The organism is Mycolicibacter senuensis, assembly GCF_003284925.1.
In the GTDB taxonomy this organism is placed as follows: Bacteria; Actinomycetota; Actinomycetes; order Mycobacteriales; family Mycobacteriaceae; genus Mycobacterium; species Mycobacterium algericum_A.
The window spans coordinates 82,115-95,195 of sequence record NZ_QMEX01000006.1; the positions used below are offsets into that span (position 1 = coordinate 82,115).

General features: G+C 67.6%; 12 protein-coding genes. 6 read left to right on the forward strand and 6 right to left on the reverse strand.

Going from position 1 to position 13,081, the window contains the following annotated elements; all coding sequences use genetic code 11:
- Positions 1 to 23 precede the first annotated feature (23 nt).
- The 3 genes from DQP56_RS04150 to DQP56_RS04160 all read right to left on the reverse strand — a co-directional run bounded on the left by DQP56_RS04150 (position 24) and on the right by DQP56_RS04160 (position 3,435).
- Entirely contained in the window at positions 24 to 671 is a 648-nt protein-coding gene (locus DQP56_RS04150; protein WP_112683711.1) for an HD domain-containing protein, read from the reverse strand.
- A 32-nt stretch (positions 672 to 703) separates the two neighbouring features.
- Positions 704 to 1,426, reverse strand: a complete 723-nt coding sequence (locus DQP56_RS04155; protein ID WP_112683712.1) for an SDR family oxidoreductase — start codon at positions 1,424 to 1,426, stop codon at positions 704 to 706.
- Positions 1,427 to 1,596: 170 nt separating this feature from the next.
- Entirely contained in the window at positions 1,597 to 3,435 is a 1,839-nt protein-coding gene (locus DQP56_RS04160; RefSeq protein ID WP_133258885.1) for a hypothetical protein, read from the reverse strand.
- A gap of 231 nt (positions 3,436 to 3,666) precedes the next feature.
- On the opposite strand from DQP56_RS04160, the gene DQP56_RS04165 reads away from it, so the two are divergent.
- The 5 genes from DQP56_RS04165 (at position 3,667) to DQP56_RS04185 (ending at position 8,357) form a co-directional block, all read left to right on the forward strand.
- Positions 3,667 to 4,614: a helix-turn-helix domain-containing protein gene (locus DQP56_RS04165; RefSeq protein WP_234825501.1), complete on the forward strand. Its 948-nt coding sequence runs from the start codon at positions 3,667 to 3,669 to the stop codon at positions 4,612 to 4,614.
- Positions 4,615 to 4,627: 13 nt separating this feature from the next.
- Positions 4,628 to 5,056 carry a tautomerase family protein gene (locus DQP56_RS04170; RefSeq protein WP_112683714.1) on the forward strand — a complete coding sequence of 143 codons (429 nt, stop codon included), beginning with the start codon at positions 4,628 to 4,630 and terminating at the stop codon, positions 5,054 to 5,056.
- A gap of 103 nt (positions 5,057 to 5,159) precedes the next feature.
- A complete protein-coding gene (locus tag DQP56_RS04175) occupies positions 5,160 to 5,798 on the forward strand; it encodes a UbiX family flavin prenyltransferase (protein ID WP_112683715.1) in 639 nt (212 codons plus the stop codon).
- Positions 5,795 to 7,393, forward strand: a complete 1,599-nt coding sequence (locus DQP56_RS04180; RefSeq protein ID WP_112683716.1) for a UbiD family decarboxylase — start codon at positions 5,795 to 5,797, stop codon at positions 7,391 to 7,393. Before DQP56_RS04175 ends, DQP56_RS04180 begins: the two co-directional genes overlap by 4 nt.
- Positions 7,394 to 7,418: 25 nt before the next feature.
- Positions 7,419 to 8,357, forward strand: a complete 939-nt coding sequence (locus DQP56_RS04185) for a GlxA family transcriptional regulator (protein ID WP_112683730.1) — start codon at positions 7,419 to 7,421, stop codon at positions 8,355 to 8,357.
- 17 nt (positions 8,358 to 8,374) lie between these two features.
- On the opposite strand, the gene DQP56_RS04190 is transcribed toward DQP56_RS04185, so the two are convergent.
- Genes DQP56_RS04190 through DQP56_RS04200 form a run of 3 tightly spaced genes read right to left on the reverse strand, consistent with a single transcriptional unit; the run spans position 8,375 to position 11,447 of the window.
- Positions 8,375 to 9,352: an NAD-dependent epimerase/dehydratase family protein gene (locus DQP56_RS04190; RefSeq protein ID WP_112683731.1), complete on the reverse strand. Its 978-nt coding sequence runs from the start codon at positions 9,350 to 9,352 to the stop codon at positions 8,375 to 8,377.
- Between the two features lie 49 nt (positions 9,353 to 9,401).
- Complete coding sequence (locus DQP56_RS04195) at positions 9,402 to 10,115, reverse strand: Rv0518 family GDSL lipase (protein ID WP_234825502.1); 714 nt, start codon at positions 10,113 to 10,115, stop codon at positions 9,402 to 9,404.
- Between the two features lie 21 nt (positions 10,116 to 10,136).
- Positions 10,137 to 11,447, reverse strand: coding sequence for an acyltransferase family protein (locus DQP56_RS04200; protein ID WP_112683717.1), 1,311 nt, complete (start codon positions 11,445 to 11,447; stop codon positions 10,137 to 10,139).
- Positions 11,448 to 11,558: 111 nt separating this feature from the next.
- Between DQP56_RS04200 and DQP56_RS04205 the strand changes: the two genes are divergently transcribed.
- A partial coding sequence (locus DQP56_RS04205) for a neutral/alkaline non-lysosomal ceramidase N-terminal domain-containing protein (RefSeq protein WP_112683733.1) occupies positions 11,559 to 13,081 on the forward strand: 1,523 nt, incomplete at its 3' end.

The following is a 13,081-nucleotide window of genomic DNA, read 5'->3' on the forward strand; positions in this document are numbered from 1 at the left end:
CGCGCCTGCCGGGGCGGAGCCGGCTACTCCGGCCAGCTGTTGCCCAGGATGGTTTCGACGAAATCGCCGCGGACGAACGACGGGTCGTAGTGTGCGAGCACATCGGCGTTGACCGTGCCGAACGTGCTCTCCGGGCGGTGTTTGAAGCCATCGGTGAACGCCTGCAGGATCCGGCGCTTGAAGTCGGGCCGTGGATGCGCGGCGGTCACCGCCGCCAGCAGGTCCGGTGCCAGATCGTCGCGGCCGATGCCGAGCACATCGGTTTCTACGCCGGCGGTGACCAGCGCGATCTCCGGGTCGAGGAACTCCGGGATGTTCGGGGTGGTGTGCAATGCGATGCCCAACCAGACCGTGCGGGCATCGGCTTCGTCGACGCCGCGCTCGAGCAGGAAGTCCCGGGCGGCGTTGGCGCCGTCAACCTCGAAGCGCAGCGCGGACCCGTGGTAGCGCTCGGTCAGCCCCAGGTCGTGAAACATCGCCCCCACGTAGAGCAGTTCCAGGTCGGGGGTCAGCCCGCGGCGTTGCCCCTGTAGTGCGCCAAAGAAGAACACCCGCCGAGAATGGTGATACAGCAGATCGTTCTCGACGTCGCGGATGTAGTCGGTTGCCTCCCGCACCAGCGCGGTGTCGGGGATCGCAACCCCGGCAACGGTTTCCAGTGCTGCGCTCATCGCTGCGGCTCCTTTCGTTTCGGCGACTCGACTCAGCCGGCAAGGCTTCCGCCGCCGTCTGCCCGGACGATCTGCCCGGTGATATACCCGGCGTCCTCATCCAACAGGATGCAGATCGCATGTGCGATCTCCGCCGGCTTTCCGACGCGACGCATCGGAATGTTCTGCAGGAAAGCCTTTTCCCGCTCCGAGCCGACCGGGCTGCGCTCACGGTACATCTCGGTCTCCGTGGGGCCGGGTGCCACCGCATTCACGGTGATACCTGTCTCGGCGAGTTCCCGCGCCCAGATCCGGGTGCAGGTTTCCAGCGCTGCCTTCGCCGCCGCATACGGTGTCCGTTCCGGGGTGCCCAACGTGGTCAGGCTCGTGACGTTGACGATGCGGCCCCATCCGCGGTCGATCATGCCCGGCAGTACCGCCTGGACCACCTGCACCGCCGTGCGCACGTTGAGGTCGTAGGTCTCAAACAGGTGATCGAGGTCGATCGACCCGAGTCGGCCGAAGTGCGCAAAGCCCACGTTGTTGACTACCGCATCGACGTGGCCGTCGGCGACGATGGCCGTCAGAGTGTCCGCGGTTGCCGCACGGTCGGCCAGGTCCACCGGATAGAACGGCCCCGGGAAGCTCTCGGGTGTGGTGCGGGCGATCCCGATCGGTTGAAATCCGCGCGCGGCGAGGCGGTCGGCGACCGCCCGCCCAATTCCCTTGGAGGCGCCGGTGATCAGCACTCGTCGGTCGGGCCTGTTCTCGGGCATCTGTGCTCCTCTCAACAACACTTCGATCCGATTCTGGTCGCGCGGCCGGCGATCCAGCCATGGCAGATGCGCCGTAGTTCCCACAGAATGCGACGCTGGGCTGCGATCAAAAGCGCACGGCCCAGGCGGTAGGTTCCTACCGCCTGGGCCGTGGTGACGGACCGGACTGCCTAGATGTCCAGACCGAGGAACGCATCCCCCGGGTCCATCAGTGCGGAGGCGTCTAAGCCGCCGAACAGCACGCTGAGGTCCAGGTTCCCCAACGGCGTCACCAAGATGTCCGTAACGGTGCCCTCGGCGCCGTCCAGACCCGGGATTGCGGTGTAGACGTTGGCGAAACCGCCGCCGAAGTTGAGCACGTCGTACACCGAGCCGATCGCGGGCAGGTCCGCAGTGTCCACCCCGGTGGCGGCGGTGACGCCGTCGACGGTGAACGCGGTGTTGGTCAGGCCCAGCAGCTGAGTCACGGTCTCCGCGGTGTGCACGCTGCCGAGCTGTTCGGCATCGGCTCCGGTTCCGTCGTAGACGTGGAAGCTCTGCGGTGCCACCTGTAGCAGTAGCGAGGTGCCGGGGAAGGTGGCGACACCGCCGCCGAGATTGAGCAGCGGAGGCGCACCGATGGTCTGGAATACCGGGGTGAAACCCTCCGTCGCGGTGTCACCGGACCCGGTGAACGGATCGAAGGTGGTGTCGCCGATGCTGAAAGCATCCTTGCCGATGGCCGTGTCGGCGAATCCGGTGAACGCATCACCGGGGTTCAGCGGGCCCGCCACATCGATACCGCCGAACAGTGAGCTGAGGTCCATGCTCCCGAACGGTGTGATCAGGGTATCGGTGACCACGCCGTCGGCTCCCGGGGTGGCGGTGTAGATGTTCGTGAAGCCGCCACCGAAGTTGAAGGCGTCATACACCGTCCCGGCAGCCGGCAGGACGTCGGTGCTGCCGCCCTCGACCGCGGTCGCGCTGGCGACGACCAGCTGGGTGTTGGTCAGCCCCAACAGGCTCGTCACGTGCTCGGAGGTGGCGATGGTGCCGACCTGCATGGCCGCATCACCGGAACCGCTGTAGACGTCGAAGCTTTGCGGAGCCAAGATGATTCCGCCGTTTGTGGCATCTCCGATCGAAGCGCCCCCGATGTTCAGGAACGGCGCGGCTCCGGTCAGCGCTGCGACCGGAGCGAAGCCCTCCGTTATGGATCCGCCGGTTTTGGTGAACGGGTCGAAGGTGAACCCGCCGATGGCAAAGGCGTCCTCGCCCCCGCCGGACGCGCCGGCTTCCAGCTCGGCGAAGGCGTCGCCGGGCTGCAGCGGAGCCGCAGCGTCGATACCGCCGAACAACGGGGTCAGATCGAAGTTTCCGAACGGCGTCACCAAGGTATCCGTGACGGTGTCCGGGCCGTCGTCGGCGCTCACGATGGCGGTGTAGACGTTCGCAAACCCGCCACCAAGGTTGAACACGTCGTACACCGATCCGACCGTCGGTAGGGACACATCGGTCGCCGGCGGCGCGCCGACGACGGTGAACTGGGTATTGGTGAAGCCCCCCAGGTTCGCCACCACCACACTGGTATTGATGCTGCCGAGATCGGTGCCGTCGGCAGGGTCGAACACCTCGAATTCCTGACCAGCCATGGGCCCGCCGAATGCGAATCCCCCACCCAGAGTCAACAGGGGCGGAGCGCTGGTGAGCGGGTGAATCAGGGCGTAACCCTCCTCGTCACCGTTGACCGGGTCGAAGGTGAAACCGCCGATCGTGAACGCGTCAGCTCCCGTCGCGCTGGGAGCAACCGGTGCCGGTTCGGTGACGTCGGCCAAGGCTGCAGCCTCGACGCTGTACCGGCCGGCGGTCAGCGCCACATCCCGACGAATCTGGGCTATGTCGATCCCGCTCGCAGGCAGAGAGCACACGACGACGCTCGCGCTTGCGGCCGCGGCGCCGGCGGCGACGCACAACCGGATCCGGGCCACCGGCCCCCCGGTGGTTGCGCCTGGTTGACAGAACAACTGCATGACTTCTCCTCTGCTGAGCGGGGTTACGTCGGCACGGCACCGAGCGCCGCGGCCGCCCCGTGGTCTTACCAAAGCGGCGATGCCCAGGCGTGTCTGCGACGCGCGGCATGTACACCAGACGCGCATCGGCGGCGCGGCGGCCGTCGATGCCGGCCCGCGATGTCGGCGGTTGTGGGAAAGATGTCGCATCGGACCCAGTTCGTGCGCCACACCGAAGCGGACACTGCTGGGGTGACGGCACCTCCGACATCCATTCCTGACTCGATCGCGCACCGATTGGGCTTTGCCCCGGAACGCCGCCTCGCCACGTCGGACGGGTCGCTGTCGGCAGCGATCTGGCGGTTCTGCAACAGACCGTCCTATGAACTGTGCCGCAGCGCAGATCGGAACATCGACGTCATCGCGATGCCGATCAGCGGACGCCACCACCACACCTACTTCGGTAACGGCCGGCTGAAATGGAGCCGTTCGCACCCGCCATTTCACCTGAACATGGTGGTTGCCGGCGAGCAACCGCGCGGAGTGTTCGTCTCTGACCAGCCGTTCACCTATCTGCACGTCTATGTACGGCACGCCCTGGTCGAGCAGCTGGCCGTGGACAGCGGCGTGCTGGCCGTCGGCCGGACGGTGACCCTCATCGACCCGATGTGTTCCCACGATCCGTTCGTCGAATTCGTCTTCCGGCAGCTGCTGCGTGAGATGAGCTGTGGCGACCGGATTTCGCGGACGATGCTGGCTGCCTTGGGCCAGCAACTGATCGCCGGTCTGCTGCGACGACATTCGAGCGTTTCCGGCTCGCAGGCCCTCTCCCCCAGAGTCGGTGCCGGCTACCATGATTGGCGCCTCCGCCGCACCATCGAATACCTCGAGACGCACCTCGCCGACGACCTTGACCTCAGCGAGATCGCTGCGTCAGTGCGCCTGTCAGTGCCACGCCTGGCCGCACTCTTTCGCGATGCGACCGGCGAGCCACCGCGCCGCTGGCTGATGAACCGCCGCTTCGCGCGGGCGTGTGAACTGCTTGCGGCCTCGTCGCTGAGCATCACCGAGATCGCTCACCAATGCGGATTCGCCAGTTCCCAGCATCTCGCCACGGTGATGCGACGGCGGCACGCTATTACGCCGAGCGACTTCCGCAGCCAAGTGCAGGGATCACAGGCCTACCAGGACCGTCGTTGATAGGAGTTGCGACATGCCCATCTATCAGTGCTACAGCCCGGCCGGGCTGCTCAACGGGCCGCAAAAGCGCCGAATCGCCCAGGAGATCACTGCGATTCACACGGAGCAGACGGGTGCGCCCGAGTTGTTCGTCAATGTGCTGTTCCACCAGATCGCCGACGGGGACTGTTTCGTCGCCGGTAAGACCGCCGCCCACTCGTACCTTTTCGGGCTGATCCGCCACGGGCGCGATATCGACACCCGCCAGCAGATGCTGCGTCAATTGTCACGGATGTGGACAGCGATCACCGGGCAACCGGAGTCCGAGTTTCTGGTCGCGCTCACCGAGGCAGACTCGGCGAACGCCATGGAAGGCGGGTTGGTCCTGCCCGAACCCGGCCAGGAGACCAGGTGGTTCGCCGAAAACCAGACCCGGCTGTCCGAGCTGGGTATGACGACCTGACAGCCGTCGTCATGTCGCATTCTGGGGGATGCACGGCGGATATGCCCCTCTGTTCCGGAACGCGATCGCCGCAGACTGAAGTGGCGTTGACAGGAGGAAGCAGATGCGATTAGTGGTTGGCATGACCGGAGCGACCGGCGCCGCTCTGGGAATCCGTTTATTGGAAGCGCTGGCGCAGCTCGGCGTCGAAACCCACCTGGTTGTCAGTGACTGGGCGCGGGCGACGATCAAGATGGAGACCGACTTCGACGTCGCCGAGGTGCGGGCGATGGCGACACATGCCTACAGTGCCCGAGATCTGGCGGCGGGCATCTCGAGTGGATCTTTCCGCGCCGACGGCATGGTGGTGTGTCCGTGCAGCATGAAAACCTTGAGCGCCATTCGGATCGGCTTCAGCGACAACCTGATCACCCGAGCCGCCGATGTCACGCTCAAGGAACGGCGCAGGCTGGTGCTGGTCACCAGGGAGGCCCCGCTGAGCGAGATCCACCTGGAGAACATGCACTACCTGGCGCGAGCCGGTGCGGTGATCTTTCCCCCGACGGTGGCCTATTACGCCCGTCCCGGCACGGTCGAGGAGGTCACCGACTACGTGGTCGGCCGCATCATCGATCAGCTCGGGATCGAGCATTCGCTGATCGACCGCTGGAAAGACGATCACCACCCGATCTCGACGAACGACGACCAACCCGGTGGCGACCCCGAGCTCGCGCGGTTGGCCGTAGTGCGGAGCGCGCAATGAGCACCGCGTCAACCCTTTCCGGTACCGCAGACTCCGTCGGGCAGCCGGATCAGCACACCGGCCCGGATCTGCGCAGCTGGCTGGACACCCTGGAATCCGCCGGACAGTTACGCCGCATCACCGCGGCCGTCGACTGGGATGAAGAGATCGGCGCGATCACCCGCGCCAACCTCTGCCTTGGCGGCCCGGCATTGCTGTTCGAGAACATCACCGACCATGAAAACACCCGGTGCACCAAACTGTTGACGTCGGCGGTCGGCAGCCGGCGTCAGCTCCGGTTACTGCTGGGCCTGCCCGACGACACCGGTGATTCGGCTATCGTGCGTCACCTTCGCGAGGCGTTCCGCAACCCGGTTCCCCCGCGCATCGTCGAGACTGGGCCGGTCAAACAGAACATCGTCGAGGGCGCCGACATCGACCTGCGGGAGTTTCCGGTGCCGAAATGGCACGGCGAAGACGGCGGCCGCTACATCGATACGTTCTGCGGCGTCATCACCCAGGACACCGTGACCGGCCGCGACAACATCGGCCTCTACCGGGGCCAGATCGTCGGCCGCGACAAGATCGCCAAACTGCTGGTTCCCAGCCAGGGTTGGGGTGGCCACATGGCGCAGTACAAACCGGAGCCGATGCCGGTCGCGGTGGTGTATGGCTGGCACGATGTGCTGCCGTTCTGCGCCGGCAGCCCGTTCCCGAAGAACATCTGCGAATGGGACATGATGGGTGCTCTTTTGGGCCGCCCGGTGGATCTGGTGGCCGGCGAATCGGTTCCGCTGCACGTGCCGGCGACCGCCGAGATCGTGGTCGAGGGATACATCGATCCCGATCCGTCGACCTTCGTGATGGAGGGCCCGTTCGCCGAATACCCGGGCTTCATCGGCGATGCGGCACCCGCGCCCGTACTACGCGTCACCCGCATCACCCACCGCGATGATCCGGTGCTGCGCGGCACCCTGGAAGGCATCCGGCCGGGCCTGCTCAACGAGGACAGCATCGTCAATTTCGCCCGGTCGGCCATCACCTGGAACGTGCTCGACGATCTCGGTATCGGCGGCATCACCGACCTCTGGATGAGCGAGGTGACCAACGGGCAGAACACCGTGGTGCAGATCCAGAAGCGCTACCGGGGTCATGCCCAACAGATCGCCTCGGCGCTGTGGGGAACCGGGGGCTCGATGTGGTTTCACAAGAACGTCGTGGTCGTCGAGGAGGATATCGACATCCACGACCCGACTGCCCTCGACTGGGCGATGTCCTACCGGGTCAATGCCGGCCGCGGCGACATCGCCTTCTTCGGGCCGGGCCTGGGCTCCTCACTGGATCCGTCCACCCCGCCGGAACGCAACGACACCAACAAATACGGCAGCGGCGAATGGACCCGGGTGCTCATCGACGCCACCCGCAGTTGGGACATCGACCCCAGGCCGGCCTGGGGAGGGCGGCGGTTCCCGCCGACCGACCGGCTGCCGGTCGAATTGGAGGCTCGCATCGCCGCCCGGTGGCAGGAGTACGGGATCGGTATCCCCTACCTGGACGATGCTGGGCGCGAACGGCTGACGCTGGCCCAACTGAGCAAGCGGATGCCGCAGGTATGAGGTGGGTTCGGTGAGCAAGACGGTGATGCTGGTCGTCTTCGACGGCGTGACACTCCTGGACAACGCGGGACCGGCCGAGGTGTTCGCCGAAGCCAACCGGTTCGGCGCGGACTATCGGCTGATCGTCGCCTCGGTGGACGGTCGCCCGGTGCAGACTTCGGTCGGGGTGCCGTTCACGGCCACCGACCGGATCTCGGCGCTGGAATCCGCCGACACGGTGATGGTGGCCGGCGGTAATGCGCTGGTCGGCCGCCCGATCGATCCCGAGCTGGTCGACGCACTGAAGACGGCAGCCACCCGTACCCGGCGGCTGGCCTCGGTGTGCACCGGATCGTTCGTCCTGGCGCGGGCCGGGCTGCTCAGCGGCCGTCGTGCCACCACCCACTGGCGCCATGCCGGGCTACTGGCCCGCGCCTTCCCCGACATCACCGTCGAACCGGACGCCATCTTCGTCCGCGACGGCGACGTCTTCACCTCGGCAGGGGTTTCGTCGGGCATCGACTTGGCGCTGGCCCTCGTCGAGCAGGACCACGGAACCGAGGTCGCCCGCGAGGTGGCACGAACCCTGGTGGTCTATCTCAAGCGCGCGGGCGGCCAATCGCAGTTCTCCGTGCTGGTTGAAAGCTATTCTCCACCATCACGATCCACGCTGCGGCGTGTTCTCGACTCGATCGCGGCCGATCCCGGAGCCAAACACACCGTGAAGAACCTCGCCGCCCAGGCGTCGCTGAGTACCCGTCAACTGACCCGACTGTTTCGCGCCGAGCTCGGCATTACCCCGGCCCGCTACGTCGAGACGGTCCGGATCGACATCGCCCGCGCCGCACTCGACGCCGGCCGCAGCGTCACCGATACGGCTCGGCTGGCCGGTTTCGGCAGCACCGAGACGTTGCGGCGGGTCTTCGCCACTCACCTCGGCGTCTCGCCGAAGGCCTACCGAGACCGATTCCGCACCAGCGCCTAGCGGTACTGCATGGCCGGCTACCCGCGGATCGCCGCTGCCGTATCAGCCAGTGTCTCTTGCGGATCCCGCAAGACGACGCCGAGATCGCGTTCGGCCGGTGAGTCGTCGGAGGCCGGCATCTGGGTGTAGTACTGCATCCCCGCCTCGGTGAACGGCGTGCTGATCGGCAGCACCCGCTCGGCCTGATCCATCAGGCGCCCGGCCCAGCGCAGCACCACGTCCGGAACCGGCGCGGCGAGCATGGCCGAACCGGACACCGTGGCGAAAAGTCCGGCCAGTTGCCGCGCGGGCACCCGATGCCCACCGGCCATGTAACGCCGCGGACCGCGGCCGGGCTCAAGCAGCGCCACGTGCAACGCCGCCAGGTCGCGGACGTCGACGACCAGCCAGGCCGCGTTGCGGCCCGGAATCACCCGCATCTGCAACGCGGTCCGCACCCCCTCGCCCGCCTCACCGAATCGGTCTCCGACCGGCGGCCCCAGCACCATGCCCGGGTAGGTGATGTTGACCGGGGCACCGGCTTGCTGCAGACCGCGCACGTAGCGCTCCTCGCGGGCTTTGGACCGGCCGTAGCCGTCGGAGCCGCCGGCCACCGGCTGGTCGGCACGCAGCGTGCGCAGGCCGGGGCGGAACAGCGCGGTGAAGCTCGAGACGTGAATGATCGGGTCCAGTCCCAGCTCGACCGCGCCGCCGAGCACGTTGCGGGCGCCGTCGGAGTTGGTGGTCATCATCTGCTCGGCCTGCCGCGGATCGGTGGCGACCAGCGCGGCCGCATGCACGACGGCGTCGCAGCCGTCCAGCGCGCGCCGCACCGAGTCCGCGTCGGTGATGTCACCGACGACATGATCCGCGACGTCGACGCCGAGCCGCGCCACGCTGGTGTGCAGGCCGGCCGGGTTGCGAACCAGGAACCGCACCTGGTGCCCGGCGTCGCTGATCGCTTTGGCGGTCCAGCCGCCGACGAATCCGGTTCCTCCGGTGATCAACACCCGCATCGCAGTCATGCCCCGATTCTGCCCGGATCGGTGACGCGGCCGGGCCGCCTCAGGTGCGCTTGGGCAACTGGCCGGCGATCAGCGGCACGATCTTGTCGGCCATGTAGGCATGTCCGGCATCGGTGGGATGCACGCCGTCGGGACCGATCAGCTCGGGCCGGCCGACGAACCAGCGTTCGGCCAGCGGGTCGACGAACTCGGCCCCGACGACGCGTGCCTCGGCGCTCAGGATGTCGCGGATCCGCCACATGTTGCCGGGTACCTCAGCGGTGGGCCACGCCGGCCCGATCACCAGCATCCGGGCCGCCGGGGTGATCCGCCGGGCGAGGCCCAGGGTGTCGGCGACCAGCCGGGTCAGCTCGCTCGGTTCGACGTCCTGGTCGTTGCGCGAGCCGAAGAACACCACCAGCGCGTCGTCGGGTTGTACGCCCCGAGCCGTCAGATCCCCGAAGAGACCGCCCCGGTTGCCGCGCGCGGCATAACCGGCGCCGCCTTCGGCCGCCACGTCGGCGCTGATGTTGATGCCGCGGCCGGCCAGGATGTGCCACGCCCGCTCGGTCCAGTTCGCTGCGCCGCGACCGGTGTCCTCGTATCCGGCGGTGTAGGAGTCGCCGATGACGGCGACCCGGATCGGCGAGGCACTCAGCGACACAGTCTCGTAGTGGCGCGCGGAATCGTCGTCGCGGGCCAGGTAGCCGGTGCAGGCGACGACGGCGAGCACGATGGCCACCAGCGAGCCGGCGAACATCGTCAGCCGGCTCACCGCTCGCCTCCCCCGAACGGGTCAGTGCACACTGACAGGAACCGCCTCGGTGCGTCCATTCCGGAGCCGGTCATCCGCCGCGACGGGGGCGACCGGGTCGACGGCCAGCGGATCCTCGACCGGTGTGACCTGCGCCGTCTCCGGCCGGGTCCCGATCATCCGGCGCATCCAGCGCCGACCCGGCTCCTCGACGGCGTGAAACAACAACACCGACAACAGCGTCGCCCCCGCCAGCAGCCCGCACACCATCCACTTGGCCGCACCCGCCCCCTCGTCCAACACGATCTCGAATTGTATTGCGGCCCAGTTCCACGCGGTGTGCACCAGCTCGTGGACCATGTACAGACAGAACGAGATCTGCCCGCCGTAGACCATCACCCGAGTCGACAGCAGCACCGGCAGGCTGCCGGTTCCGATCGCCAGCGCCATCACCAGCGGCACGAACAGCACATCGACCAGCCCGCCGCTGTCGTGCAGCCCGGAGATCGGATGGGCGTCGAAGTAGTACAGGGTCCCGACGATCGCGACGATGAGCAACACCGCGCAGTAGCCGGCGCCACGGCGCGCCCGGTCGCTCAGTCCACGCGGCGGTCCCAGCTTCGCCTCTCCTCCGTCGAGCCTCGCTGAACCGCCGGCCTGCAGCTTGCGCACCGACGCGCAGGCCAGCGCGCCCGCGGTGAACTGCATGACGATGCGCGGCAGCCAGCTCCAGGGGGTGTAGAACTGGCCGGTGGCCAGCAACAGCAGCAGCGGCGGCAGCGAGGCGATGACCGCCAGCGCGGCCAGGCCACCGGCCGACGTCGCCCGCATCACCCGGTAGATCACCAGGACCAGCCCACCGAACAGCAGGTATGCCAGCCATTCGGCACTGATCGACCAGGCCGGCCCGTTCCAGCTGGTCCCGTCGAAGAACGGCTCGAACCACAGCTGCATCAGCAAGACCTGTCGCACGTAGCTGGTCGCGGTCATCCGGCTGAGGTCTTCGGTTGGCACATGGCCGACGTGCAGGGTGAAGATCACCCACAGCAGCGCCAGGTGCAACGTGACCAAATAGATCGGCCACACCCTGGCCAGCCGCAACCACAGGAAGTGCAGGGTGGCCCGCGGTGAGAAGGACTCCCCCATCCGTTCCAGATAGTTCCAGGTCAGCACGAAGCCACTGAGGATGAAGAACAGGTCGACGCCCTGAGCCCCGCAGTCGAGCACCGGGGCGAGCGCATCGCTGAAGGCCGGCGACCCCAGACGCAGCAGCGGCCGGAAGTGGAACAGCACCACCCACACCGCGGCGATGATGCGAAGCCCGGTGAGGGCTTTGATCTCTCCGCTGCGCACAACACTCTTTCGCCGATGGGCTGTAGCTGTTTTGACTGCCGCTGTAGCGGGGACAGCGTATCGACCGGGAGTGCCGAATCGCGAGCGACCACGCCCGGTGATACTTGAGCGATGCCAGAGGAGTATCGGGTGGGTCGCGGGATCGCCGACATCACCGGCGAGCCGGCCGAATGCGGAATGCTTGGTTACGGCGTGGCCTCCCAGCAGACCTCCGGCCTGCACAACAGGTTGCGCGCCCGGGCGTTCGTGATCGTCCACCCCGCCAGTGAGGTGCGCCTGCTGCTGGTGGTGTGCGAACTGCCGCTGCTGCTGGAAAGCGTGCACCGTGAGGTGCTCGGTCGGCTGGCCGCCGCCCACGGCGAGCTGTACACCGTCCACAACGTGATGCTGACGGCGACGCACACCCATTGCGGTCCGGGCGGCTACTCCGACCACCGGCTCTACAACTCCAACACCGGCGGATTCCGGCCGCAGACGTTCGCCGCGATCGTCGACGGCATCTGCGAGGCCGTCGAGCGTGCCCACGCCGACCTCGCACCCGCCGCCCTGAGCCTGGCCGTCGGCCGGTTGCACGACGCCAGCAGCAACCGCTCGCCGTCGGCGTTCGCCCGCAACCCGGCGGCCGAGCGCGCCCACTTCCCCGACGCGATCGACCCGCAGACCACGCTGCTGCGCATCGAACGCGGCGGCCGCCTGGTCGGCGCGGTGAACTGGTTCGCCACCCACGGCACGTCCATGACCAATCGCAACACCTTGATCAGCGGCGACAACAAGGGCTACGCCGCCTACCGGTTGGAGCGCATCGACCGCGGCGTCGACTATCTGGCACCCGTTCCGCCCGACTTCGTCGCTGCCTTCGCCCAGACCAACAGCGGCGACATGTCGCCCAACCTCAACCACCGTCCCGGCAGCGGCCCCACCGAAGACGAGTTCGAGAACACCCGAATCATCGGGGAACGGCAGGCCGCCGCGGCCGCCGACCTGACGACTGGGCACGGCGCCGAGGTCACCGGCGGCCTTGCTGCCCTGGCCACCTACGTCGATTTATCCGATTTCGAGGTCTCACCCGAGTTCACCGGTGACGGCCGAACCCATCGCACCGGCCCCGCAGTGGCCGGGGCGGCGGCACTGGCCGGTACCGATGAGGGCCCGGGCCCGCTGCACCCACTGCTCAGACAGGGCCGCAACTGCATCGTCGACTCGCTGGTCGACGCCACCGTCTACCGCGTGGCGCCGCGACTGCGCGACGCCCACGCGCCCAAGGGCCTGGTGGGGCCGGGCAGCCGACTGAACCGGGCCCTGACGTTGATGCCCAACGGCGGCCCCGTGCAGTTGCTGCGCATCGGGCAGCTGTATCTGATCGGCATCCCCGCCGAGGTGACCATCGTGGCCGGGTTGCGGTTACGGCGCACCGTGGCGGCCATCGTGGGCGCCGAGCTACGCGATGTGCTGGTGGCCGGCTACAGCAACGGCTACCTGCACTACGTCACCACGCCCGAGGAGTACCAGGAGCAGCGCTACGAAGGTGGCAGCACGCTGTTCGGACGCTGGGAACTGGCCGCGCTGCAGCAGGTGGCGGCCGGGCTGGCCACCGCGATGCGTGATCAGCAGCCGGCACCGGTCGGCAAAGCGGC